Below are 23,948 nucleotides of genomic sequence, written 5' to 3' on the forward strand. Positions count from 1 at the left end.
CAGCGTCTCGTTAAGGCATCATTTCCAGTGGCACCGGATACACGTTGTCCCGCGCATCACTGTCCTTGGCTAAAGCCACCCAACGGTCGACGTCAGCGTTGTAACGCTGGTAGTGCCGCAGTTTGGTATTGAGCGTGCGGATGAATTTCTCCTGCGCCAGGCCGTCCCAGCTCTTCCAGGTTTCTTCATCCAGGTTCAGCACTTCGCTCTGATAGGGCAGGTCTTCGAGGTACTCGCCGAGCACGCCCATGTCCGCCAGTTTGGCGTTGCTGATCTGCTTGAGCTGATTGGGATCGGCGCCCATGGTCGCGGCAACCGAACGCAGGCGATCGAACATTTCCGTCGGCGAAATCAGGCCTTCGTTGGCCGCGTCGAGAATTTTCTTCATCACGTCGCTCAAGTCGCTGAGCTGGGATTTGGTCAGCAGCACCCGCACATCGGTGGTGGGGATGTTCTGCTTGATCAGGTCGCGGTCGGTGATCCATGCCTTGAACACCGGCGGCGCCTTGCTGTTGGTCTTCTCGCCCAGATAGGCGAGCTGCATGGCGTGGCCGATCAGGGCTGCGTCCTCGAGCATTTTCTTCTCGGCCGGGTCCTGCTTGGCGTTCGCGGCGCTGCCGATGGCGTCTTCACCCATGTAGGCGGCTTTCACCTGGGAGGTGATCGCGGTGGCCAAGGCGTCGACCTTGCGCCCGAACTCCTGAACGTCACCGGCGTTCACCGGGTAATACAGCGAGGTGTTGGTGCCCGGGTAGGTCGACAGGTTCCGGTACTGGGCTTCGGCCTTGGCGTGGTCTTTGACCCCGGCCGGGGTTTTCAGGTGCAACGTGTAAATCGCCACGCCCGGATTGGCCGCTTCGAGGCGAACCTGCGAGGCGCTCAAACCGGTCTTGGACAACTTGTCGTCGCCTTCGATGGCGCCCGCGTCGGTGATCAGCACCACATAGCGTGCGCCGAACTGGCTCCAGTCGACCTTGTCGATGCTCTCCATGACGCCGGCAAAAGCGTCTTCATCGAAGCTACTGCTGGAGACTTTGGCCTGCTTGAGGTCGGCGACCTTGGCAAGGAAGTCGGCGCTGTCTTTCACCTTGGTAGGGTCGGCGTACATCTTGGTGGTGTATTCCAGCCCCGGCACCGCTTGGGTGTTGGAGCGGAACGCAACCATGCCGAACTTGACCTGCTTGCCGAGGTTCTGCGACTCGATCTGTTGATAGACCTTGCGGATCGCCTCGCGGGTGCGATCGATGTACGGGTCCATGGAGATGGTCGAGTCGATGACAAACACCACCGCCGCGCTGAATTCCTTCAGCTGATTGGACTTTTTGTCCTCGGGGTCCTTACCGCCGGCCGCGTTGTTGGCTGCGCCGCCCTTGGCGTTCTTGTCATCCGGTTTGCTGACCGAGGCGACGTTGAGCAGGCGCGTGCGGAAACCGCTTTCGGTCATGACTTCTTCGCCGCTCAAAATGGGCAGCAGGTAGAACTGCTTTTGCAGGTCGACGAAGTATTCAGGTTCCTGGGCCAGCACGCCTGGGGCTTGCTGGCTTTTTTTCAGGGAGGCCCGCAGCGGAGCAACTTTGCTGACCGGGTCCGGCGCATCAAGGATGCCTTCGACCGTGGCGCGGTCCTTGAAGAACAACAAGCGGTCGCGGTTGGCCGGGTTGGTGAAGGCCAGCGTCAGCTGCATTTTCCAGTCGGTGGTGCAGCTCGCCGGTAGCCAGCCAATGGTTTTGCCATAGCTGTCGGGGCCGACTTTCAGCCATTCGGCGTTGGCCGCTTGCGCACGTTCGTACACATAAAAACGGCTGAAGACTGGTTGCTCATCACCCGCCGTTCCGCCTGCGCTCGGGCTGATTTTGCAGCCCGGCGTGGTCAGAACGCGCTGGAACAAGGTTTTCTTGCCGGTCTGGATCAGCGGCTTGTCATCGGCCTGGGACAGCGGGCTGATGCACAACGCCAAGAGGGCGGCGCCGCTCAGCAGGAATCGACTCACGGGAGAGCGCATCACTTCTGCAACTCCTCAAAACGCTGCTTGGCTTCGGCGTTGTTCGGGTCCTGGGTCAGGATGGTTTCATACCAGTAGGCGGCGGTGGCGTTGTCCGCGACCGGGAAGCACTCACTGGCTTTCAAGTATTTCGGGTCATATTCGCGGGCATAGGCGTTGGCGATCAGCGCATCACCGGCCTGGGCACGGTTGGCGTACAGACGCTGGGCGACGCCGCAATGCTTGCCGGCCTTGGCTTCGTTGATGATCTCCAGCAACTTGGCGCTGTCCGGCGCCGCCTTGATGCAGGTCTGGACGAAGGTCAGTTCGGGCAGGCTGTTCATGCTTTCCAGGGTGCAGGCTTGTGCATCGGCACCCGCAGGTGCAGCGGCTGCAACAACCGGGACAGCGGCCGGGGTGCGTTTCATAAGCCAGAACCCGACGGCGGCGGCCACCAGCAACAGCACCACGAGCGCCAGGCCGATCAGGCCTTTTTTGCTTTTCTTCACCGGGGGCGGTGGCGGGTTGTAGGCAGGTTCGTTGGGCACCGATTCCAGTACGATTTCCGGCTCGGCAGTGTGCAGGACCAGCTCCGGCAGCTCTGGAATCTCTGGCTCCGGCGCACTGGGCGCTGTCAGGTCCGCACCGCCATACGTCGAGCGCGTCTGGCCGCCAGCGGTGGATGCGAGCAAACCTACACCGGGCCGAACCACGCCTTTGTCAGCGTGGCCGAGGCTCTGTTCGCGCAGTTCGATCTGGAATTGCGAGCTGGCGCTGCCTTCCAGCAGCGGGTCGACCACTTCCGGGCCGACCTGCGCCTGGAGGCCTTCGCCACTGGCGGTGACATTGAAGCGTGAGACTTTGAACCAGAACGGATTGTTGCTCCAGGCCTTGCGGTCCTGGAGGTAGAAACCGTCCTGGTTGCGCTGAATGGAAAACTCCAGCTGTTCTTCGCCACCCTGCCATTTCTTCACGGTGAGGTATGCCTGGCCAGGCACGTTGGGTTCTAAGGCGAGCAGGTCGACACGAATTGGCATTGCTTATCTCGCTGTGAAGGCTGCGAGCACATGGCCCAGCCGTTCATTCTGTTCAGGGGTGATTTCGCGGCCGGCGCCATGGCCGGCGTTGTCCTGGGTGATGTAGGCCAGGCCCGAGAGCCAGTCGCCGAGAAACCGTTGCGCCTGGTTCGCTGGATGCGGCGGCAGCTCAGGCACTTGTCCCGGACCGATGTCGGTGTAGAACGAGAACAATGGCGCCTTGGCGCCAGCGCGGCTATTCGGGCGCTCGTTCACCGGTTTCTGCAGGTAGCCGAACCAGGACACGAAATCGCGCAGCACGCGTTGCACTTCCAGCACCTGGCGCTCGACCAGTTGATCGCGTCGCGCGCCGCTTTGCGCACGCTTGAGCACCGCGCGGCTCAGTTGGCCCGGCAGGTCCTGGCGGTAACCGGCCGTGATCAGTTCGTCGACCACGGCTTCGAGCAAGGCCTTTTCCAGGCCCAGCAGGTTGAGCAGGCTTTGGCGGGCGGTCAGCTCGCGCAGGTGCGCGATCCAGGCCTTGAAAGCGGCTTTGGCAAAACGGTGCTCGTTACTTTGCAGCTCCGGAGCCGGCGTTTGGGGTTTGCTGCTGACTGGCGATTCGTGGCTCGGGTCGTCGCCAAAATCGAAATCGAAACCGGCGTCGTTGCCATACAGGCTCTGGCTCGGTGTCGGGGCCACTGGCTCATCGTTGGTGACGAGGTCGTCTTCGGTTTCGTACACGCCGCTGAGGTACAGGTCGCGCACCTCTTCGCTCGGCATGTCGAGTTGATCGATGAGCTCACCCAGCACCGCCGGACGACGGCCCAGGCCGGTCAGAATCATCTGCGCCTGGGCTTTCTTGGCGGCTGCCGCGCCGTCGCCGTCGGCGTGATACCAAGTGCTCAGGCCGTGAGTGGTCAGGCCTTCGAGGCATTCGCTCAATTGCTCGCGGATGCGCTGCAACTTGAATTCGATGTTGGCCACGCCCTTGAAGCTGCTGCTGAAGTGGCTGATGCCACCGTCATCGTTGCGCAGCATTTCTTTCCAGGCATTGGCCGGATTGTTGATGTGTTTGCACACCAGTTCGTTCTCGGCAAAGCTCACGCCCAGGGCGTCGACACGTTCCTGGTAGCTGGCATTGAGGCCGGTCTCGGCGCCGCTTTCGTCTTGCACGATGAACGCAGCGTCCATGCGCGGTTTGCGCACCAGGAAGGTGTTCTGGAACGGTGTGCCGGCCCAATCGTTCATCCAGCTCAGGCTGCCGAAGCGCTCGAGCATGGTCAGCTTGACCATGCCGTTCCAGCTCTCGTCGTACTGATCGGGGGTCAGGCTCAGGGAGTTGGTGATGCGCAGGTCGAGCATGGTCAGCGCCCAGATCAGGCCGGTGTCGCGTTTACTGCGAGCGGCGGCATCGGCGCCTTGCGTCTTCTCGATCCAGCGCGTCAGCACCGGGCCGACGTCATTGACGTCGCTCTGCTTGGTCGAGCCGGTGCAGACCACCAGCGCGTTCATTTCCTGGTTGTCGGTGTAGCGTTCGAACAGGTAGGCGACCTTGCCACGCAGGATCAGCTGCGAGACCGAGTTGTCCTTGGTGCTTGATTCGGGGTCGCTGGAGTCGGCGATCTCGTGCAGCTTCTTGCGTCCGCGATAACCGGGGAAGTCCAGCAAGTCGACCTGGTTGACGATGTCGTCCGCTGGAGCCTCGATCAGGCCGAAGGTCATCTCGGCAGTCAGTGCTGCCAGTTGTGCGACAGGGATGCCCTGACTGTTTTGCAGGCGGCCATCGACCTGGGGACGCACGTCGATTGGCAAGTCCTGCGGGCTGCCGAAGCGCTCGAGGATGTCGACGTTCATGATGCTGTCACGCTGGCTGTAGGTGTCGTTTTCGAAACTCACCAAGGCGTGCAGCGGGGCGAATACGGTTTCGGGCAGGCCCAGCTTGTGCAGTGCGCCAGCCAGTTGCTGGTACACCCGCGTCAGCTCGCTTTGCTCACCCCAAAGGATGGAAAACAGCTCGGCACGCTCCTGGAAGTTCAGGCGCGGCGCCAGTTGCAACGCCGTGGGCCAATACAGGTGCTCAAGCTTCTTCACCGAATTACGGAAGTTGTCCCGCAGGTAATCCCACAGCGACACCAGGTCGTCGGCGCTGACGCCCGGCTGCAACGGCCCGGTCTCGCGTCCTTCGAACGGTTTCAGCACGCGCTGGATACGCTCTTCGTCGATCTCGTAGGAGATTCGTTCAAGGTCGAAATCCTTGAACCAGGAGTTGGCGAGAATCTTCGCCAGCTCGATTTCCTTGAACAGTGTCAGCTCGACCGGGAACTGCGGATCCTGGCTCGGCGTGGCGCGACGACTGAAGCGCGTCACCAGGCCGGTGGCTTCCTTGCCGCCACCCACCGGGTTGATGTGCTTGATGAAGTCCAGGCGCTGGCCACCGAAATCGGTTTCCAGTTTGCCGTTCCGGCCGGCCGCCAGCGCCGAAATCAGGTAGGACTTGCCGGCCTGGGACAAGCCGAAAAAGCCGATGGTCATCGGCGTGCAGGCCACACGACCCAGGCTGTGAGCCAGGTTGCGGGCACGGTGCAGGCGGATGTTCAGGTTGTCGGCTTCGCTGTCCAGGCGTGGCGCGTTGCCGCGCGTCTGGCCAATCCATTCCAGCGCCTGACCGGCACCTTCATAAACAGCGGCCCAACTGGCAGAGAGCTGAGTTTGATCGGGGGTCAGGTCATTCATTTGCGTTTCACACTTCCACTGTCGAGCCAGTACTTGGTCTCGCTCAGGCCGGCGTCAAGCATGGTGTTGAGTTCCAGCTCGAGGTCGCTGCGCGGGTTGAAGTTGACATTGCTACTGTTGGATTCGATGTCGCGGACCGAGAGGCGGTCGCTGACCAGATCCTGCTTGCGTGTGTACTTGTCCGCCGGCTTGACCTCGAAGCGCACCTTGAGCAGCGGCGCGCTGCCGTTTTCACCCACTGCGCGGGAGAACTTCTCCCGGCCAGCCTTGGTGAACCGCAAGGTGTACAGCGGCGAGGCGGCCCAGCGATCAGCGGCCAACTGGCGGAAACCGAGGCGCAGATCGCCGCGCATTTCCAGCTGTGGCGTGTCGGCATCGTCGCCGCTGCCGATTTCCGGCAGCTTGATTTTGTAGTCTTCGGACTGGATGTCGCGGTACAGCACATCGGCATCCTTGATCACGTTGTTCAGGTCGATGACGCCGATGTGCTTGACCGTCGAATACGGTTTGAGCGCCGAAGAGCGGAAGTAGAAGTTCGGCACGCTGTGGTTGGCGCACAACAGGCACAGCATCGCGCCAACCGACGCGGTGCTTTTCGGGTCGTCGATCCGGCCGTTCTTGTGGAACGGATACCAGCCGCCGGTGCGGTAGTTTTGCAGCGCCAGAATGCGCCCCGGAGGCAGCGGCAGCACCTTGCGAATGAACGCCTGAATACCGGGCAGACGCGAAGGGCGGCCGGTCAGCAGCAAGACGTCGCACGGGTAATAGGCGACCACTTCACACAGGGCACCAAGGATTTTGGTGATGTTGATCTGGCCGTTGAGGAACGCAGCGTGGAGCTTCTGCAGATCAAAGCCGATCAGCGCTTCATACAGGTCGAAACCGCTCTGGCCACCGACATCGCGGCGCACCGCGGCGTTGACGTAGTCGAGCACGGTCTTGCTGATCGCGTTGTCGCCCAGCAATTGGCGATAACTTTGCGGGCTGACTTCCTGCGGTACTTGCGGATCGTAATGCTCGTAAGCCTTGAGCAACGCCAGGCCCAGCGGTGCGAACACCTGCAGGTTCAATTGCTGGCGCAGAATCATGTCCTGGGCGCTGACCGATTCATCGCCACAGAGCCGCGACATCAATGAGTCCGGGGCTTTCACGCCAGCGTTCTGCAAGGCTTTCTCGAAGCTTGGCAGGATGAAGTCCTGAATCACGTCCAGCAGGATGTCGTCGCCGGCCACTTTGAAACCATCGCGAAAACGCTGCTCGGGCACGATGTGCGCATTGCTGCCGCTGCCGGTATTGCCTGCGCGGTCGAGGCGGTAGTCGGTAATGACCAGGTCCGTGGTGCCGCCGCCGATGTCGATGGTCGCCAGGGTGATGCGTTCGCGGTCAGTCTTGTCTGGCCGGGCGATGGTGTCGAAAAATTCTTCCGGGTGACCGGCGAAGTTTTCGTTGACCTCGGTGTACAGGTACACCAACTGGCCACACGAGGCCTCGTCCCATTCCACGCGGATGCTCGGGATCGGCGTGCGTGGGCTGACGGCCTGATCCTGATGCGGGTCTTCTTCGCCGACGTGCCAGCCGAGGCTTTTCCAGACCAGACCGATGGCTTGCAGCATGCGTTCGTTGAGAATGCTGCGCTCGGCCTGGGGCATGCCCGGCGGCACGGTCAGGGTGATGCTGTTGAGCTGGCGCGGCACACGGGTATGCCCCTGTCGCGAGCGCTGGGCCGGGCTGTTGATTTGCGACAGCGCCTGGGCCAGCACTTCGGCGAGCATGAAGGTCATCAGCGAGCTGCGCGAATAACGCGGCATGAACACCGGCAGGCGATCATCTTCTTCGAGGCTGTAAAGCGCCTCGCCGGTTTCGTTGATCAGGTGCGAAAACGGCGCGGCGGTGGCGTACGGCTCGCTGTCAGTCTTGATGTATGAGCAGTTGAAGCGCCAGCCGTGGCCGTAGGCATTTTCATCCCACAAGTAACGTTTCGGACTGGACAGGCCGGTGGAGCCTTCGGTGCCGCGACGACGGCTGGCCAGACGGCTGGCCTCGTTGCCGACCCGGGCGATCGTCGCCCACTGGAAGGCATCGTGCCGGCCACTCTTGACCGAACAGTGGTCCTTGCCGAAATACGCCTGGGCGAATTCGACGCGGCTTTCGAACGGCAGGTTGTAGGTGTGTTCGGGGGTGATCAGGTCGCGCAGTTCCAGCACGTAATTCTGCTTCAGGCCGGAGCCGGCCTGACCATGGTTTTCGATCAGAATGCCGCAGGTGCGCGAGTTGCCGACGTCCAGCACCAGGTCCACCGGAATCGGTTTGACCAGACCATTGCTGTCGTTGGCGACTACTTTCAGCTCAGGAATTTCAACTTTCGCACGGGTCGTCGACTGCTGGGCGGCGGACGGATTGCTCAGCAGACTCAGCAAGTTGAGGTAGTGCGCCAAGTGATAGTTGGCGCGGATGTCGGTGTCCAGCTCTGCGCGCGAGCGGTGGGCATTGCCCTCGTTGAACACTTCCAACAGCCATTCGTTGACCCACGGCTGGGCCAGGAACCAGCGGGTTTCGCTGGCCTTCGTCGCCAGTTTGAAGGACACGCCGGAGCTGATGTCTTCTTCGTTTGGCGCCAGGTAAGCGGTGCCGTCACGCTTGGGCATCACGCGGCTGTCGAAGGCCATCGTCAGGCGGTGGGTGTTGCCGTCAATGTCGGGTGTCGCCAGTTTGACCAGGCGCATGCGCGACCAGTTGGTCGGGCCTTCGTCGAAGCGGTGCGGCGGCATGAAACGGAAAAACGGGGTCGGCAGCCAGACACCGTCGAGCAGCTCGAGGCTGCTTTTCATGTCGACGCTGAACGCAGGTTTGGCCTTCTCGATTTTTTCCGGCTCTGGCTCGTAGAAAAAGAAGTCTTTCTCTTCGTTGTACGACAGGCGGCAGATCAACCCGCTGATCATCGGCGCGAACTCGCCCGCCGGTTCTTTGCGAGGATCCAGGCGCAGGGCGAAATCCATGAACTGGATGCCGGTGTCGCTGACCAGCGTGACGGTGTCTTCGAATTGGGTGACTTCAGGCAACATGTCGGGTTATTCCGTCTTTATTCGGCCACGTGCCGCATGGACATGGGGAATTGTTCTTTGCCATAACCGCCGGTGCAGTCTGCGACTGTGGTCGCCCCTTTGCGGCAGTTGACCTTGGGCATGTCGTAAGTGCTGCCATCGCCACACACGGCCTGGCCCTGACTGTCGATGGCCAGGCTGCCACCCTTCATAGTAGCGCTCACCGGCCCGGTGCATTTCGTGCCGTCGGCCTGGTGTACGGTGACTTCGCCCTTACCGTCCTTGAGCTGGTATTCCAGACGCAGGGGTTTGCCGGTTCGACGATCCTGAATACCGGCACCGGCGCGGAACTGACCGTCGAGGAACTTGGCGGCACCGTCGGCGGCGTCTGGCGGAATGCTCAGGGGAGGGCCGGGTTTTGCGGCGGCGGATTTTTCGGCCTCGGGCGATGTGATATCCGGCGGCGCAGTTTTGTTTTCGGGTGGCGCGGTTGGGGCTTCGGCTGCCGGGTCATTGGCTGCGTCTTTGGCAGGGTCTTTGGCCAGGTCGGCCGGCGCTGCATCAGCCTCGTTGCCATCGACCGCCGGCGCTTCCACGTCACGGGTTTCGGTCACAGCGGTACCGGTGCCGGTTCCAATGGTGGAGCCTACAACTGTGCCCGTCACCGGAACGCCGTTCAACGTCGTGGCATTGCCGGTCAGTTGCGGCTCTTCCCGCTGTTTTTCCACCGGCACAATGCCCTCAGGCAGCAGGTCTACCGCGACCAACGGAATCGGCACGCAACCGCGCAAACCGAGCAACAGCCACAAAAGCAGCAGCAGGAACGGCAGCAGCAACAGCCACCACCAGCGACGCCACCACGGACGAGCAACCACCGGCACGACGGGCGCAACCACAGGCGCGGCTTCGACCACAGGGGGCAGCGTAAACGCGGGCGGAACCTGATAGAGGCAGTGCAGGGGATCGATGTTGCCAGTGCCGGCATGCTCGAAACCCCAAAAGGTCAACACCGGCTTGCCTTGCACCAGGTAAACGAAATTCTCATCGGGGAAATGAATCACGCGCTTGAGCAGTTTGCCGAACACGGCTTTGTCGCCTTGCTGCTGTTCGCCGGAGTCAGTGACCAGAAAACGCTGGCTCAATTCCTCGAGCGCGGTTTTCAGCGATTCAAGTTGGCGACGGGCCGGAGCGCGTTCTTCTTCGGTCGCGCTGCTCCACGGGATCACATCGCCGTCGAGGCCGCTGTACCAGTCGATCTGGTTGCCGAGTTCATCGCTTTGAGGGATGGCCAGATGATCGACCATTTCAGGGTTCTTGCGGCGAATGGCTTCGCGCAATTGCAGGGCTGCCCGGTAGACCGGTTGACCTGTCTCGCCCAGGGCTGTGAATGACCCGCTCTTACCGCTGCGTAATAGTGCCCCGCGCATTCAAACTCCATATGTTTCGTTGCGCAAAAATGACAGACAAAGGTGTCTGCGCTTGCTCCTGCAATTAGCAGGCGACCTTAATGTCATAATGATGTCGCCGTCAATCAACCGGAGGTCCAAAACCGTATGAGACTAGCGTAAGCGTGCGGAGGTTGCATGGGGTCAATTTAAATTCGCTTGGGAAGGCGCGAGCGTAGGCTTTTTAATCTTGCTGAATCGTTTCATCAGCGTTATAAAAAAGCACAACTCCAAGAAAGGCTTCCCCATGACCCCGCTCAAACTTGCCATCGCTCTCGGTGCTCTGACCGCTGCCTCCCACGCCATGGCTTGGGATTACGTGCTGCTCGACAGCGACAAAGCCGCCCAGAACTGGCAGATCACCAGCCAGCAACTCGGCGTGAAAACCGACAAACCCTTCTCCGTGACCCTGCGCACTTTGCACGGTGGCCGGCAGGAGGGCGTCAGCATCGTCGACATCGATAACGGCGCGCTGAAACTTTCGGTGGTACCGACTCGCGGGATGAACGTCCTGCAAGCATCTGTCGGCGATGTGCGCATGGGCTGGGATTCGCCGGTCAAGGACGTGGTCAATCCGTCCTTCATCGAACTCAACGGCCGAGGCGGACTGGGCTGGCTCGAAGGCTTCAACGAACTGGTCGCCCGCTGTGGTTATGAGTGGGTCGGCCACCCCGGCATCGACAACGGCGAACTCCTGACCCTGCACGGCCGCGCTGCCAACATCCCCGCCAGCAAAGTCACCCTGCACATCGACGAAAAACCGCCTTATGCCATCAGCCTGCGTGGCGAGCTGAAAGAGCAGGCGTTCAAGAAAGTCGACTTCTCCGTCGCGACCGAACTGGTCACCGAACCCGGCAGCGTCGCGTTCGCCCTCAACGACACGCTGACCAACAACGGCGACTATCCGAAGGAATACCAGGCGCTGTACCACAGCAACTTCAGCACGCCGTTCCTGGAACAGGGCGCACGGTTTGTGGCGCCGGTGAAACAGGTTTCGCCATTCAACGACAAGGCCAAAGGGGATTTGCCGGATTGGCAGACTTACCGTGCGCCGACCAAGGACTACGACGAGACGGTTTACAACGTCGTGCCTTACGGCGACACCAAGGGCGATACGCTGACCGTGCTGCATAACAAGGCCGGGAGCCTTGGGGTGTCGGTTGGGTTCAATACTCAGCAGTTGCCAGTGTTTTCGTTGTGGAAGAACACCGATACGCAAGGGCAGGGGTATGTCACCGGATTGGAGCCTGGGACGAGCTTTTCCTACAACCGCCGGTATCAGCGGCCGCTTGGGTTGGTACCGATGATTGGGGTTAAAGAGCAGAAGCAGTTTCAGATCCGGTATAGCTTGCTGGCGGACAAAGGGGCTGTGGATAAGGCGCTGAAGCGGGTGAGCGAGATTCAGGGTGGGCGGGAGATTGAGGTAAGACAGGCGCCGTTGGTGGATCTCTCCAAGGAATGACTTTCATCAGTTTGTGCTTGGCCGATACTGCAATGCCTCCGCCAGATGTTCGCGGGTGATCCCATCGATCTGTTCAAGATCCGCCAACGTGCGTGCGACCTTGAGCAGTCGATGGGCTGACCTGAGTGACAAGGTCAAACGCTCGCAAGCAGTTTCCAGCCACGCCTCGTCGGTTGTGGATAACTTGCAGTGTCGACGCAGCCCGGGCAAATCAAGGAAGGCGTTGGCACAGCCTTGGCGTTTGTTTTGAAGCTCCCGGGCGTCGGCGACCAATACCGCAGCAGTGGCGGTGTCATCGCCGGGTTTGAGCGCAGGATTCAAAGCCGTGGCTTCTCGGGCGACAGTCAGGTGCAGGTCGATCCGATCCAGCAGCGGCCCCGATAATTTGTTGCGATAACGCTGGACCATGTCCGGTGTACAACTGCATTTGCCGCTGGGTTCGCCAAGATATCCACAGGGACACGGGTTCATCGCGGCCACCAGTTGAAAGCGCGCCGGAAACCTCACGCGATCCTTGGCGCGGGAAATCACGATGTGCCCTGATTCCAGCGGCTCCCTTAAAACCTCCAACACCTTGCGATCGAATTCTGGAAGTTCGTCGAGGAACAGCACGCCATGATGGGCGAGGGTGATTTCGCCGGGTTGCGGCTTCGATCCGCCACCCACCAATGCAGGGCCGGAAGCCGAGTGATGGGGCTGGCGGAAGGGTCTCTGCGGCCAGTGGCTCAGGGGCACGCAACTGGTGACGGATTGAATGGCTGCGACTTCCAACGCCTCGTTTTCGGCTAACGGGGGAAGCAGCCCCGGTAACCGACTCGCCAACAGTGTTTTCCCGGTTCCTGGCGGTCCGCTAAATAGCAAGTTGTGAGCCCCGGCCGCCGCAATCAGCAATGCGCGCTTGGCAGAGATTTGTCCTTGCACCTCATTCAAGTCCGGATAGGGTTTGCTGGCGTAGAGCAAGCCATTGGAAACGTAGGGCTCGACCGGCGTATGTCCATTGAAGTGCGCGACGGCTTCCAGCAGGTGATCCACGGCAAACACCTTCAGCCCGGACGCCAGGCACGCTTCCTCGGCGTTCGCCCGTGGCACCATCAACGAGCGTCCGGCCTTGCGTGCCGCCAGCGCAGCCGGCAACACACCTCTCACGGCCCGTACCGCGCCGGACAATGCCAACTCTCCCAGGCATTCAATGTCATCCAGCGTCAACGTTGGCACCTGCACGCTGGCGGACAGAATCCCCAAGGCAATCGCCAGGTCGAACCGTCCGCCATCCTTCGGTAAGTCCGCTGGCGCGAGATTCAGCGTGATGCGCCGCGCCGGGAATTGCAGACCCGAGTTGATGATCGCGCTGCGTACCCGATCCTTGCTTTCCTTTACCGCCGCTTCGGGTAAACCCACCATCGTCAGCGATGGCAAGCCGTTGGCCAGATGGACTTCGACGGTGACGGCGGGCGCATCCACGCCAATCTGGGCGCGGCTGTGGACGATGGAGAGGGACATGGTCGTTCCTTGAGCTTTACGGGAACCGCTTCCTGCGGTTTTTTGAAGGGTAGTCGTAGACGCGTGACGGCGCAGGCGCCAAATTTTCGCAGGATGTTGCGAGTGTCTTTCTGATGGGTGAAGCGTAAGGGAGTGGGGATTTGCGACGTAATCAGTCGCGGGATGAGGTTGTTGTAGGACGTTGCCTGGATTTGTGAAGGACGGCGGCGAGAGCTGAATCGAAGGCGAAAAAAACCGCCTTGGGGAAGCGGCTTTTTATGTGCGGGCTTCGGTGAGGCCAAGACCTGCAAATCCTCAACAGACACACTCACGTTATCGAACCAAGCGGGTGATCTCTGTTGGGCACAGCTGGGTTCAGATTCTTACCCCGGCTAGCAGGCCGGCAGGCTCAAGTTCTTTGCCTCGAGCTGCACCGACTTCAAGAAAGCGTCGTTGATTCGCAGACACGTTTCCGGCCAAACGGAGCGCCTCGACATGAAACTCATAAATTAATAACAGCTTGGCCTTTCGTTTTTTTGAGTTCATAGACACCTCGTGTGTCTGGATCATGAGTTGATGTTATTGGCCATCCACGTAAATGACAAGGCGGTTTGTCTCGTCAAAATTGAATCCGAGCTCCTGATAGTAGGAGACAACGTTAGGGTCAGGATCTTGTATCTCGATCTCTTTGCACCCCAGCATCCGCGCATAAAATTCTGCCGCCAATAGCGCCATTTGAGCGATCGATCCGCGAAGTGGATGAGTTTTGTCCGGGTGCCCCTGTAAAAGGATGATCTTTATGCAAACAGTGCTTCTTCTTGGGGTCGCATAGCACAGGCCACATAGCATTTGTGCATACCAGATCGCCAAATCGAAACCCTTGGCGTCCTTACACTTCCAGCCCGGGATGCTATCCCATGGATACAGAACTGCTGCTGTCCACAGATGAGAGGCATCTATCGCAGCAGAGGTAATAGGATCAAAACTGATGACCGACATATCTATCTCTAGACCTTGAGCTGCACAGTCTTTGGCGAAGGTTTTGTGCGCCAGCTTCCTTGCGTTCGATTTGAGAGTCTGGTCGCGCAGTTCCGTACCTTTTCCTTTTCTTCTCATCGTTCGTGTTCTGTTGGGATCAGGGCGATGAAAGATAAAGGGCTGGAGAGTGCTCCGTAATCAGGCGCGGGAGCCGCGTTCTGTAGGACCGAACTGGGATTATTGAAGGGCGTTAGATCAAAAGCTTTCAGATGTAGGAAATGGCAGCGTTAGCCGTGGGCTAGTGCTGCCAGAAGACATACATATGCAGTTTGTGTGGTGCTATTGGTTGTTAAAGCGATTGCAACATCCGCGAAGCACGCTTCCACCAAGGTGCATTGATCGAGCGCTGCGGCCGTTCACTATCCGCCAGCATCTGCGGAACATCCTGCAGCCGTATCCACGGTTGGTTATTCCAGTGCAGCAAACTCAACGACATCTCGGGCCAGTTCAGCAGGCTCAGGATCGGGCGTTCGGTTGAGGTGGGTTGTTGGGCGTCTCTGAGGGCTGGTACTACGTTGTGGGTCAGCCATTCGCGCAGGCCTCGGTATTCGGGGCAGTAGTGGTAGACGAGCAGGGCGTAGACGCCGGATTCGCTGATTAGCAGGGTGTTTTCGAGGGTGCCGTGGATGACGACTTGCGCGGTTTGATGTTGATCGGGATCGAGTTTCCGGACGGCGCGTTCGTCGAGGAAAAGGCGAAGCAGACGACCCAGGTCTCGGGCGCTGAACCAAGGCTGGTTTTCGATCAAAAGCGCGTGAAGGTGGAGTTTGTGGCGGGTGAAGACGTGTGGGGACAGATAAGCGTCATCGCTATTCATTGTTACAGCTCCTTTTGCTAAAGGGGCTGCCGTCAATCGTCGCCAAACGATTGGGGTGGCAGCTGTGCGCGGGTTGGCGAACCGGAGCAAAAGGAACCCGGCAGACCCGGAGGTCTCCCACGCACAGCCGCCATGACTCGATGTGGCGGAAATGAACCCGCCGTCGATGGTTGTCGTACGCCTTAAGCTTCCAGGTCGCCAAACCCAGTGCTGAATATTCAGCTGGGATGAGCTTAGAAACCTGGGCTTCGCGGCGCTATCGGACGGCGGTGTGATCTTTGTAGGACGTTGCCGAGATGGTGGCGGGGCGGAAGATCAAAAGATCGCAGCCTGCGGCAGATCCTACAGGGGGTGGTCTATCCAGTGTGGGAGAGCTGGTAGACCGAGGTGACGCTATTCGCGGGCAAGCCCGCTCCCACAGGGATTTGCAGTGTTACTCAACAGGCGGATTGAGCTTCGCTTCAAGCTCCGCCACCTTCGCCTCAAGACTCTCCAGCCGTGCCCGGGTCCGCGCCAGCACGACCATCTGGCTATCGAACTCTTCCCGGCTCACCAGATCCAGCTTGCTGAAGCCACTCTGCAACAAAGCCTTGAACTGGCTTTCGATTTCGCTTTTCGGCAACGGGGTTTCGCCGCTGAAAAGGCGTGAGGCGGTGCCGGTCAGGGCGTCGAGGAAGTCTTTGGGTGCGAGCATGGCAAATGTCCTGTCAACAATGGCGGGCAGTGTATCACGCAGTGTCTATAGTCAATTCCGGCGGCAGGGATGCACGCTTTTCGCGCATGCGGACGGACGGCATCGCACCGTTGTTGTGCGTAACGCGTCAGGTGTTGCAGTGATGTGGTGGGTATCTGCGGCCAAAGGCTTGAAAACAGTAGGTTTTGTGGAGATGGCAAGCTTTCTGCTTAGTCAGTAGTAACCCATGCACTGATGCAGTCGCTGTGACGAATGCAGTGCGCCGAGCGGAACGGGGAGTTGTTTCGTGAGGAGCGGTTAGCTGGCGTCGGACGGGCAGGTAAGGCCGACGATGCGTTACAAAGCCAGGCACTGCGCTTAGACTTGAGTCGGGTTTGTTTTCCTGGGGCAAGTCCACCAATTCGGGAGAGAGTTTTCATGAAGCTAGTCACTGCCATCATCAAGCCGTTCAAACTGGACGACGTGCGCGAATCGCTGTCCGAGATCGGCGTGCAGGGCATTACCGTTACTGAAGTCAAAGGCTTCGGTCGGCAGAAGGGTCACACCGAGCTGTACCGCGGCGCGGAGTACGTGGTCGATTTTCTGCCCAAGGTGAAGATCGATGTCGCCATTGACGACAAGGATCTGGACCGGGTTATCGAGGCGATAACCAAGGCTGCCAACACCGGCAAGATCGGTGACGGCAAGATCTTCGTGGTCAATCTGGAACAGGCGATTCGCATCCGTACCGGCGAAACCGATACCGACGCGATTTAAAAGCCGCCACAAACCCAACGCCCCAGGAGAAAACAATATGACTCTGCGTAAATTCGCAGGGCTAGGAGCCCTGTTGTCCCTCGTAATGCCCGGCCTGGCTATGGCGGCAGATCCGGTGGCGCCTCCAGTCCTCAATTCCGGCGATACCGCCTGGATGATGACCTCGACAGCCCTTGTGCTGTTCATGACCATCCCCGGCCTCGCGCTGTTCTACGGCGGCATGGTTCGTTCCAAAAACGTTCTTTCGTTGATGATGCAATGCTTCGCCATTACCGGCCTGGTCACCATCCTGTGGTTCATTTATGGCTACAGCATGGCGTTCGATACCACGGGGATGGAAGCCAACGTCGTCAACCTCAACTCCTTTGTCGGCAGCTTTGCCAAGGCCTTCCTCGCGGGCATCACGCCTGCCAGCATTACTGGCCCGACGGCGCTGTTCCCTGAGGCGGTGTTTGTCACCTACCAGATGACGTTTGCCATCATCACTCCGGCGCTGATCGTCGGTGCGTTTGCAGAACGGATGAAGTTCTCCGCGATGCTGGTGTTCATGGGGATCTGGTTCACCGTGGTTTACGCGCCGATTGCGCACATGGTCTGGAGCGGTCCGGGTTCGCTGTTGGGCGACTGGGGCGTGCTCGACTTCGCCGGCGGCACCGTGGTGCATATCAACGCCGGTGTGGCCGGCCTGGTTGCCTGCCTGGTATTGGGCAAGCGTAAAGGTTTCCCGACCACCCCGATGGCTCCGCACAACCTCGGCTATACCCTGATGGGCGCCGCGATGTTGTGGGTCGGCTGGTTCGGTTTCAACGCAGGTTCCGCTGCTGCTGCCAACGGCACTGCCGGCATGGCGATGCTGGTGACTCAGATCGCTACTGCCGCAGCAGCCTTGGGCTGGATGTTTGCCGAGTGGTTGACCCACGGTAAACCTAGCGCACTGGGTATCGCTTCGGGCGTGGTTGCCGGTCTGGTTGCGATCACTCCGGCGGCGGGTACCGTTGGCCCAATGGGTTCGATGATCATCGGTCTGGCAGCGGGCGTGGTGTGCTTCTTCTGCGCCACCACCCTGAAACGCAAACTCGGTTATGACGATTCCCTGGACGCCTTCGGTGTGCACGGTATCGGCGGTATCCTCGGCGCGATCCTGACCGGTGTCTTCGCTGCACCGTCCCTGGGTGGCTTCGGCACCGTGACCGACATCGCCGCACAAGTCTGGATTCAGTGCAAAGGCGTGGGCTTCACGGTGATCTACACCGCAATCGCCACCTTTATCATTCTCAAGGTCCTGGACGCTGTCATGGGCCTGCGTATCACGGAAGAAGAAGAGGCTGTCGGCATCGACCTGGCACTGCACAACGAACGCGGCTACAACTTGTAAGCACGCGCATAAAAAACTTGCCCGGCTTGCCGGGCATTTTTTTGTCCAGGATTTGTCCATGAAGGAGCTGCTGAAAGGTTTTTTCCTACATGTTTGGTGGTGTTTACGGCGGGCGTTTTTCTGCGGCCAATGGCTTACATGATTGAAGGAATATTAGGGCCTTTGTTTTTTCCCAGAGCGCGCTAGAATGCGCCCCGAACGTGCGGAGAACTGTATGTGGCAACAGACTCTGATAACCCTGCGGGCAAGGCCTCGGGGCTTTCATCTGGTAACGGACGAGTTACTCGCCGGCTTGCCTGAAATCAAGGCGTGCCGGGTCGGTCTGTTGCATTTGTGGCTGCAGCATACCTCGGCGTCGTTGACCATCAACGAAAACGCCGATCCGGCGGTACGTCGCGACTTCGAACGATTCTTCAATCGTCTGATCCCACAAGGAACAGACGGCTATGAGCATAACGACGAAGGCCTGGACGACCTCCCGGCGCACTTCAAGGCCAGCGTGCTTGGCTGTCAGCTCAGTTTGCCGATTTCGGCGGGCCGACTGGCGCTGGGAACCTGGCAAGGCGTTTATCTGGGCGAGCACCGTGATTTTGGCGGTGCTCGTAAAGTCCTCGCCACCGTGCACGGTGAAGAGGCATGAGCCGCTGGTCACCAGCGGCTATTGAATTTTTCCGGCGGCCTTCGACAGATGGCGAAGCTGGGCTATAACTAATCTGCTTTTCGCAAGTCATGAGGTAGAACATGAGCGACGATGATCTGGAAAACGACGACCTCGAAGTAGGCGACGACGACGAAACCGAAGAAGGTCTGGAAGCAGCGGCCGAAGACGTCGCTGAAGACGACGGCGGTGATACGCCCGTTCCGACCGCCAAAGGCAAAGCCAAGGCAGCGGTATCGGTCGATGAGCTGCCGAGCGTTGAAGCCAAGAACAAGGAACGCGACGCCCTGGCCAAGGCCATGGAAGAGTTTCTGGCGCGGGGCGGCAAGGTGCAGGAAGTGGAGGCCAATGTGGTCGCCGATCCTCCCAAGAAGCCTGACAACAAGTACGGCAGCCGGCCTATCTAAGCGCCTGCTACCTGCTTGCTGAAAAAGCCCGCCGTCGCTGCGGGCTTTTTCATGGGTGATACAAATCGTGGGTCTGCGGTGATCCCCTGTGGGAGCGGGCTTGCTCGCGATAGCGGAGTGTCAGCCAATATCAATGTTGAATGTCACACCGCGATCGCGGGCAAGCCCGCTCCCACAGGTTCTAAATCAGGCCGAGGCGGAGTTCCAGAGGGCCAACAGCGCTGGCAACTCGGTCAAACTGCGAATCTCGGCATCCGGTGCCTTCTCGGCTTCCCAGGCCTTGCCCGCCGGGTTAAACCAGATCGCCCGCAATCCCGCCTGCTGTGCTCCGGCAATGTCATCTCCCGGATGATCACCGATATGCACCGCCGTCTCCGGCGTCGCCCCGCCACGCTGCAACGCCTCGTGAAACAGTCGCGCATCGGGTTTGGCGATGCCGATGTCTTCGGCGCACAACGCAAATTTGAAGTAGTCCGCCAGCCCCAACCGGCGCACATCGGCGTTGCCGTTGGTGACCACGCCGAGGGCGTAGTGCTTGGCCAGCGTGCCCAGCGTCGGCTCGACGTCAGGGAACACATCGATCTGGTGCCGCGCGTGCAGAAACACTTCAAAACTCTTGTCGGCCAGATCCGAAGCCTGAGCAGGGTCGTAGCCGGCTTCTTCCAGCGCATGGAACAGCACTCGGCGGCGTAGCGCGCTGATGCGGTGTTTGAGGCCCGGTTCGCTCCCCAGGATACGCTCGCGAATGGTCCACAAATGCTCTACCGGCACTGCGCCCAGGTTGGGTGCGTGCTCGGTCAGCCATTCACGCAATACGGCTTCGGCGCTGACGATCACCGGGGCGGTGTCCCACAGGGTGTCGTCGAGATCGAAGGTGATCAGTTGGATGGTCATTAATCATCGCCCTTAATGCGTTTGGCCCGTGGATGGGCGCTGTCGTAGACCGTTGCCAGGTGCTGGAAGTCCAGGTGGGTATAGATCTGGGTGGTCTTGATGTCCGAGTGGCCAAGCAGTTCCTGCACCGCTCGCAGGTCCTGAGAGGACTCCAACAAGTGGCTGGCGAAGGAGTGTCGCAGCATGTGCGGGTGCAGGTTCTGCCCCAGTTCACGCTCGCCGGCTGCCTTGACCCGTACCTGAATGGCCCGTGGACCGAGGCGCCGGCCTTGCTGGCTGACAAACACTGCGTCGTCCGTCGGGTTGGTCATGGCCCGCAACGGCAGCCACAATTCCAGGGCTTCACGAGCCTTTTTACCCACCGGAAGCAGTCGGGTCTTGCTGCCCTTGCCGAGTACTTGAACCATGCCGTCGGCCAGATCCAGCTGATCCAGATTGAGTCCAGTCAGTTCCGAAAGCCGCAAGCCCGAGGAATAGAACAACTCCAGAATGGCCTGATCCCGGCGCGCAAGGAAATCATCTTCCACCGCGCCTTCAAGCAGTTGCAGCGCACGGTCGGTATCGAGGGTTTTAGGCAGCCGGCGTTCGCCTTTGGGCGGAGCCAGACCGTTGGCCGGGTCGTGATCGCACAGGCCTTCGCGGTTCAGATAGTGATAGAGCCCGCGCACTGCGGAGAGCAGGCGCGCCAGGCTGCGGGACGATTGACCCTGTGAGTGCAGGCGCGCGATCAGGCTGCGCAAGCGTTGAATGTCCAGGGCGGCCCAGCTGCTGATGTTCTGTTTGACGCACCAGCCGAGCACTTTGTCGAGGTCGCGGCGGTAGGCATACAGCGTGTGGGGCGACACCTGTCGCTCACTGCGCAGGTGTTCGCAGTAAGCGTCCAGTTGCCGTTCCACGATCAGCGTACCGAGCGCAGGGAACTGTTGACCCGTGGCAGCACCCGGCCCATGACTTCGGCGATGTAGCTCAGGAACAGCGTGCCAACCGAGCTTTTATAGTGCTGCGGATCGCGACTGGCGATGGCCAGGACGCCGTGGATGCCTTGATAGCTGATGGCGACGACGGCGGTGGAGCCGATCTGCTTGCGCTGTTCTTCGCCGAACAGGAAGTCCAGTTCGTGATCGCGCAGGCTGCCACTGACGCTTTTATCTTCCGAGAGCAAACCGCCAATGGCCGTCTGTGCTTCGGCATGGGTCACCCAGCGGCCGACCGGCATGGGATTGTCACCCAGCAGGATCAGGCTGACGAAAGGCACCTGGAAGTCCTGGCGCAGACTGTCTTCGACGCTGATGACCACGTCTTCCAGGCTGTTGGCGTCCATCAGCGCGAGAATCAGGCGGCGGGTCTTGTCGAACAGACGGTCGTTGTCGCGGGCCACGTCCATCAAGTGCGAGAGGCGATGACGCAACTCGATGTTGCGGTCGCGCAGGATCTTCATCTGGCGCTCGACCAGCGAGACGGTATCGCCACGCTGGTGCGGAATGCGCAAGGCCGGGAGCAGTTCTTCGTGCTCGACGAAGAAATCCGGATGAGCCTCCAGGTACGCGGCAATCGCCGCCGCCTCAAGGCTTTCGGAAGGGGATTCGTCGGGCTGTAGGGCGGGAACCTGGGGCTTATCTTTCATGGATTCGACTCTCTCAAAGACGCACTTGTCCTTCATAAACGCGCACTGCCGGGCCAGTCATCATGACCGGTTGGCCTGGGCCTGCCCATTCTATGGACAGGCGCCCGCCAGGCAGGTCGATCAATAGCGGCGAATCCATCCACCCCTGGCTGATCGCAGCCACTGCAGCTGCGCAAGCGCCGGTGCCGCAGGCCTGGGTTTCCCCGGCGCCACGTTCCCAGACGCGCAACTGCGCGCGGTTCCGGTCGATAACCTGGAGAAAACCGACATTGACCCGCGCCGGGAAGCGCGGATGGTGTTCGATTTTCGGCCCCAGTTCATGCACCGGTGCGTTGTTGATGTCGCTGACCCGGAGCACGGCATGGGGGTTGCCCATGGACACAGCGGCCAGTTCGACCGAGGTGCCATCGACGTCAAGCTTATAGCTCAGCGCCTGTTCCGGCGCCTCGAATGGAATCTCGGCCGGCACCAGGCGTGGCGCGCCCATGTTGACACCGATCTGGCCGTCGCTGCGGATATCCAGCTCGATGATGCCGCTTTTGGTCTCGACGCGAATCTGCCGCTTGGCGGTCAGGCGCTTGTCGAGCACGAAGCGGGCAAAACAGCGCGCACCGTTGCCGCACTGTTCCACTTCGGAGCCGTCGGAGTTGAAGATCCGGTAACGGAAATCAACGTCCGGGTTGCTCGGCGCTTCGACGATCAGCAACTGATCGAAACCGATGCCCGTGTGCCGATCGCCCCAAAGCTTTGCGTGCTTGGGCAGGATGTGCGCGTGCTGGCTGACCAGGTCGAGGACCATGAAGTCGTTGCCCAGGCCGTGCATCTTGGTAAAACGCAGCAGCATGGGGTTACTCCGGCAGCAGGCTTTCGCCAGCAAACAACTCGGCTACCGTCTCACGGCGACGCACTTCGATTGCCTGATCACCGTCCACCAACACTTCAGCGGCGCGGCCACGGGTGTTGTAGTTCGAACTCATGACAAACCCATAGGCGCCGGCCGAATGCACAGCCAGCAGGTCGCCTTCTTCCAGGGCCAGTTCACGGTCCTTGGCCAGGAAGTCGCCGGTCTCGCAGATCGGGCCGACGATGTCGTAGGCACGCGCGGCAGTAGTGCGCGGACGCACGGCGGTGACGTCCATCCAGGCCTGGTACAGCGCCGGGCGGATCAGGTCGTTCATGGCCGCATCGACGATGGCGAAGTCTTTGTGTTCGGTGTGCTTGAGGTACTCGACCTGAGTCAGCAGCACGCCGGCGTTGGCGACGATAAAGCGGCCCGGCTCGAACACCAGTGCCAGGTCACGACCGTCAAGGCGCTCGCGCACGGCTTTGATGTAGTCGGCAGCCAGTGGCGGCTCTTCATCGCGATAACGCACGCCCAAGCCGCCACCGAGATCGATGTGGCGCAGGTAAATGCCGCAATCGCCGAGGCGGTCGACCAGGCCCAGCAGGCGGTCGAGGGCATCGATGAACGGAGGCAGGGTGGTCAGTTGCGAACCGATGTGGCAATCGACGCCGACCACTTCCAGGTTCGGCAGCTGCGCGGCGCGGACGTACACGTCTTCGGCGTCGGCGATGGCAATGCCGAACTTGTTCTCTTTGAGACCGGTGGAAATGTACGGGTGGGTGCCGGCATCGACGTCCGGGTTCACACGCAGCGAGATCGGCGCGCGAACACCCAGCTCGGCGGCGACCACTTGCAGGCGTTCCAGCTCGTCGGTGGATTCGACGTTGAAGCAATGCACGCCGACTTCCAGGGCACGACGCATGTCGTCACGGGTCTTGCCAACGCCGGAGAACACGATCTTGTCGGGGCTGCCACCAGCGGCCAGGACGCGTTCCAGCTCACCACGGGAGACGATGTCGAAACCGGCGCCCAATCGCGCCAGGACATTCAGTACACCCAGATTGGAGTTGGCCTTGACCGCGAAGCAGACGAGGTGCGGCATGCCGACCAGCGCATCGGCGAACGCCAGATACTGGGCTTCGATGTGGGCACGGGAGTAGACATAAGTCGGTGTACCAAAGCGCTCGGCGATGGCCGACAGGGCAACACCTTCCGCGAACAGCTCACCGTCACGGTAGTTAAAAGCGTCCATGGCATTCCCTTATTGGTAGACGTCGTGCTTGTGTGCTTTCGACGGGCTCTTTTGCGAGGATTGGGCTTGCTCGGCTGGATCCTGGGAATCGTCAGGCAGGTACAGCGGGCCTTTTTGACCACAGGCCGACACAAGACAAGCAATCGCTGCGAGCGCAGCAAGGGAAGAGATCAGGCGCTTCATGGCGAAATCCTTGAAAATGCGTTAATTGCGCCGGAGTATACCGGCCACCCGGCAGCTTGCCTATGTAACGGAGCTCCCGTCCGGCGGGGCTTCGCGCGATGCTCTCGACCAAGCGTAATCCCTGTGGGAGCGGGCTTGCCCGGGAAGACGGTGGTTCGGTCAACAAAGATGTTGAATCTGCTGGCCCCTTCGCGGGCAAGCCCGCTCCCCCATGTACTGTGTTTGATGTACCTATATCGGCGCTTG

The 23,948-nt window shown here is 60.3% G+C and carries 21 protein-coding genes; 5 read left to right on the forward strand and 16 right to left on the reverse strand.

Annotation, left to right across the window (positions count from 1 at the left end; all coding sequences use genetic code 11):
• Positions 1–10: 10 nt before the first annotated feature.
• The 5 genes from QRN31_RS09770 to QRN31_RS09790 are packed head-to-tail and all read right to left on the reverse strand — an operon-like array spanning position 11 to position 10,201.
• Complete coding sequence (locus QRN31_RS09770; protein WP_285431760.1) at positions 11–2,002, reverse strand: vWA domain-containing protein; 1,992 nt, start codon at positions 2,000–2,002, stop codon at positions 11–13.
• Positions 2,002–3,018: a hypothetical protein gene (locus QRN31_RS09775; RefSeq protein ID WP_285431709.1), complete on the reverse strand. Its 1,017-nt coding sequence runs from the start codon at positions 3,016–3,018 to the stop codon at positions 2,002–2,004. The genes QRN31_RS09770 and QRN31_RS09775 overlap by 1 nt, the downstream gene beginning before the upstream one ends.
• Positions 3,019–3,021: 3 nt before the next feature.
• Positions 3,022–5,733 (reverse strand): putative virulence factor, encoded by a 2,712-nt coding sequence (locus QRN31_RS09780; protein ID WP_285431710.1) that lies wholly within the window; start codon positions 5,731–5,733, stop codon positions 3,022–3,024.
• Positions 5,730–8,795, reverse strand: coding sequence for a virulence factor SrfB (locus QRN31_RS09785; protein WP_285431711.1), 3,066 nt, complete (start codon positions 8,793–8,795; stop codon positions 5,730–5,732). The genes QRN31_RS09780 and QRN31_RS09785 overlap by 4 nt, the downstream gene beginning before the upstream one ends.
• 17 nt (positions 8,796–8,812) lie before the next feature.
• On the reverse strand, positions 8,813–10,201 hold the full coding sequence (locus QRN31_RS09790) for an SrfA family protein (protein ID WP_285431712.1): 1,389 nt from the start codon (positions 10,199–10,201) through the stop codon (positions 8,813–8,815).
• Positions 10,202–10,466: 265 nt separating this feature from the next.
• On the opposite strand from QRN31_RS09790, the gene QRN31_RS09795 reads away from it, so the two are divergent.
• On the forward strand, positions 10,467–11,681 hold the full coding sequence (locus QRN31_RS09795; RefSeq protein WP_285431713.1) for an aldose 1-epimerase family protein: 1,215 nt from the start codon (positions 10,467–10,469) through the stop codon (positions 11,679–11,681).
• A gap of 6 nt (positions 11,682–11,687) precedes the next feature.
• Here QRN31_RS09795 and QRN31_RS09800 read toward each other — a convergent pair whose 3' ends face one another.
• The 5 genes from QRN31_RS09800 to QRN31_RS09820 all read right to left on the reverse strand — a co-directional run bounded on the left by QRN31_RS09800 (position 11,688) and on the right by QRN31_RS09820 (position 15,709).
• On the reverse strand, positions 11,688–13,181 hold the full coding sequence (locus tag QRN31_RS09800) for a YifB family Mg chelatase-like AAA ATPase (protein WP_285431714.1): 1,494 nt from the start codon (positions 13,179–13,181) through the stop codon (positions 11,688–11,690).
• A gap of 354 nt (positions 13,182–13,535) precedes the next feature.
• A complete protein-coding gene (locus tag QRN31_RS09805; RefSeq protein WP_285431715.1) occupies positions 13,536–13,706 on the reverse strand; it encodes a hypothetical protein in 171 nt (56 codons plus the stop codon).
• Positions 13,707–13,739: 33 nt separating this feature from the next.
• Positions 13,740–14,276 carry an N-acetyltransferase gene (locus tag QRN31_RS09810; protein WP_285431716.1) on the reverse strand — a complete coding sequence of 179 codons (537 nt, stop codon included), beginning with the start codon at positions 14,274–14,276 and terminating at the stop codon, positions 13,740–13,742.
• Between the two features lie 211 nt (positions 14,277–14,487).
• On the reverse strand, positions 14,488–15,015 hold the full coding sequence (locus QRN31_RS09815; protein ID WP_285431717.1) for a BRO-N domain-containing protein: 528 nt from the start codon (positions 15,013–15,015) through the stop codon (positions 14,488–14,490).
• Between the two features lie 433 nt (positions 15,016–15,448).
• Positions 15,449–15,709, reverse strand: coding sequence for an accessory factor UbiK family protein (locus QRN31_RS09820; protein WP_285431718.1), 261 nt, complete (start codon positions 15,707–15,709; stop codon positions 15,449–15,451).
• Positions 15,710–16,126: 417 nt separating this feature from the next.
• Between QRN31_RS09820 and glnK the strand changes: the two genes are divergently transcribed.
• From glnK to sutA, 4 genes are all read left to right on the forward strand, one after another.
• Entirely contained in the window at positions 16,127–16,465 is a 339-nt protein-coding gene (gene glnK / locus QRN31_RS09825) for a P-II family nitrogen regulator (RefSeq protein WP_002555808.1), read from the forward strand.
• A gap of 37 nt (positions 16,466–16,502) precedes the next feature.
• On the forward strand, positions 16,503–17,840 hold the full coding sequence (locus QRN31_RS09830) for an ammonium transporter (RefSeq protein ID WP_285431719.1): 1,338 nt from the start codon (positions 16,503–16,505) through the stop codon (positions 17,838–17,840).
• Between the two features lie 214 nt (positions 17,841–18,054).
• A complete protein-coding gene (locus tag QRN31_RS09835) occupies positions 18,055–18,480 on the forward strand; it encodes a secondary thiamine-phosphate synthase enzyme YjbQ (RefSeq protein WP_222588975.1) in 426 nt (141 codons plus the stop codon).
• Positions 18,481–18,581: 101 nt separating this feature from the next.
• Positions 18,582–18,905: a dormancy-specific transcriptional regulator SutA gene (gene sutA / locus QRN31_RS09840; protein ID WP_090178135.1), complete on the forward strand. Its 324-nt coding sequence runs from the start codon at positions 18,582–18,584 to the stop codon at positions 18,903–18,905.
• Positions 18,906–19,091: 186 nt separating this feature from the next.
• On the opposite strand, the gene QRN31_RS09845 is transcribed toward sutA, so the two are convergent.
• The 6 genes from QRN31_RS09845 to lptM are packed head-to-tail and all read right to left on the reverse strand — an operon-like array spanning position 19,092 to position 23,702.
• A complete protein-coding gene (locus tag QRN31_RS09845) occupies positions 19,092–19,799 on the reverse strand; it encodes an HAD family hydrolase (protein WP_285431720.1) in 708 nt (235 codons plus the stop codon).
• Positions 19,799–20,695, reverse strand: a complete 897-nt coding sequence (gene xerC / locus QRN31_RS09850; RefSeq protein WP_285431721.1) for a tyrosine recombinase XerC — start codon at positions 20,693–20,695, stop codon at positions 19,799–19,801. Before xerC ends, QRN31_RS09845 begins: the two co-directional genes overlap by 1 nt.
• A gap of 2 nt (positions 20,696–20,697) precedes the next feature.
• Positions 20,698–21,423 (reverse strand): DUF484 family protein, encoded by a 726-nt coding sequence (locus tag QRN31_RS09855; protein WP_090178145.1) that lies wholly within the window; start codon positions 21,421–21,423, stop codon positions 20,698–20,700.
• 13 nt (positions 21,424–21,436) lie between these two features.
• Complete coding sequence (gene dapF, locus QRN31_RS09860) at positions 21,437–22,267, reverse strand: diaminopimelate epimerase (RefSeq protein ID WP_285431722.1); 831 nt, start codon at positions 22,265–22,267, stop codon at positions 21,437–21,439.
• A gap of 4 nt (positions 22,268–22,271) precedes the next feature.
• Positions 22,272–23,519, reverse strand: a complete 1,248-nt coding sequence (lysA, locus tag QRN31_RS09865; RefSeq protein WP_285431723.1) for a diaminopimelate decarboxylase — start codon at positions 23,517–23,519, stop codon at positions 22,272–22,274.
• A gap of 9 nt (positions 23,520–23,528) precedes the next feature.
• The gene (lptM, locus tag QRN31_RS09870) at positions 23,529–23,702 is read right to left on the reverse strand and encodes an LPS translocon maturation chaperone LptM (protein WP_285431724.1); all 174 of its coding nucleotides are present in this window, start codon (positions 23,700–23,702) and stop codon (positions 23,529–23,531) included.
• Between the last annotated feature and the right edge of the window lie 246 nt (positions 23,703–23,948).

It is taken from the genome of Pseudomonas sp. fls2-241-R2A-110 (assembly GCF_030209165.1).
In the GTDB taxonomy this organism is placed as follows: domain Bacteria; phylum Pseudomonadota; class Gammaproteobacteria; order Pseudomonadales; family Pseudomonadaceae; genus Aquipseudomonas.

Excerpts from the sequence above, each read along its gene's own strand:
- lysA (WP_285431723.1), bottom strand. The coding sequence starts at position 23,519 with ATGGACGCTTTTAACTACCGTGACGGTGAGCTGTTCGCGGAAGGTGTT.
- QRN31_RS09785 (WP_285431711.1), bottom strand. The coding sequence starts at position 8,795 with ATGTTGCCTGAAGTCACCCAATTCGAAGACACCGTCACGCTGGTCAGC.
- QRN31_RS09775 (WP_285431709.1), bottom strand. The coding sequence starts at position 3,018 with ATGCCAATTCGTGTCGACCTGCTCGCCTTAGAACCCAACGTGCCTGGC.
- QRN31_RS09855 (WP_090178145.1), bottom strand. The coding sequence starts at position 21,423 with ATGAAAGATAAGCCCCAGGTTCCCGCCCTACAGCCCGACGAATCCCCT.
- QRN31_RS09845 (WP_285431720.1), bottom strand. The coding sequence starts at position 19,799 with ATGACCATCCAACTGATCACCTTCGATCTCGACGACACCCTGTGGGAC.
- QRN31_RS09820 (WP_285431718.1), bottom strand. The coding sequence starts at position 15,709 with ATGCTCGCACCCAAAGACTTCCTCGACGCCCTGACCGGCACCGCCTCA.
- glnK (WP_002555808.1), top strand. The coding sequence starts at position 16,127 with ATGAAGCTAGTCACTGCCATCATCAAGCCGTTCAAACTGGACGACGTG.
- QRN31_RS09780 (WP_285431710.1), bottom strand. The coding sequence starts at position 5,733 with ATGAATGACCTGACCCCCGATCAAACTCAGCTCTCTGCCAGTTGGGCC.
- sutA (WP_090178135.1), top strand. The coding sequence starts at position 18,582 with ATGAGCGACGATGATCTGGAAAACGACGACCTCGAAGTAGGCGACGAC.
- dapF (WP_285431722.1), bottom strand. The coding sequence starts at position 22,267 with ATGCTGCTGCGTTTTACCAAGATGCACGGCCTGGGCAACGACTTCATG.
- QRN31_RS09835 (WP_222588975.1), top strand. The coding sequence starts at position 18,055 with ATGTGGCAACAGACTCTGATAACCCTGCGGGCAAGGCCTCGGGGCTTT.
- QRN31_RS09830 (WP_285431719.1), top strand. The coding sequence starts at position 16,503 with ATGACTCTGCGTAAATTCGCAGGGCTAGGAGCCCTGTTGTCCCTCGTA.
- QRN31_RS09795 (WP_285431713.1), top strand. The coding sequence starts at position 10,467 with ATGACCCCGCTCAAACTTGCCATCGCTCTCGGTGCTCTGACCGCTGCC.
- QRN31_RS09800 (WP_285431714.1), bottom strand. The coding sequence starts at position 13,181 with ATGTCCCTCTCCATCGTCCACAGCCGCGCCCAGATTGGCGTGGATGCG.
- QRN31_RS09805 (WP_285431715.1), bottom strand. The coding sequence starts at position 13,706 with ATGAACTCAAAAAAACGAAAGGCCAAGCTGTTATTAATTTATGAGTTT.
- lptM (WP_285431724.1), bottom strand. The coding sequence starts at position 23,702 with ATGAAGCGCCTGATCTCTTCCCTTGCTGCGCTCGCAGCGATTGCTTGT.
- QRN31_RS09810 (WP_285431716.1), bottom strand. The coding sequence starts at position 14,276 with ATGAGAAGAAAAGGAAAAGGTACGGAACTGCGCGACCAGACTCTCAAA.
- QRN31_RS09770 (WP_285431760.1), bottom strand. The coding sequence starts at position 2,002 with ATGCGCTCTCCCGTGAGTCGATTCCTGCTGAGCGGCGCCGCCCTCTTG.
- QRN31_RS09815 (WP_285431717.1), bottom strand. The coding sequence starts at position 15,015 with ATGAATAGCGATGACGCTTATCTGTCCCCACACGTCTTCACCCGCCAC.
- QRN31_RS09790 (WP_285431712.1), bottom strand. The coding sequence starts at position 10,201 with ATGCGCGGGGCACTATTACGCAGCGGTAAGAGCGGGTCATTCACAGCC.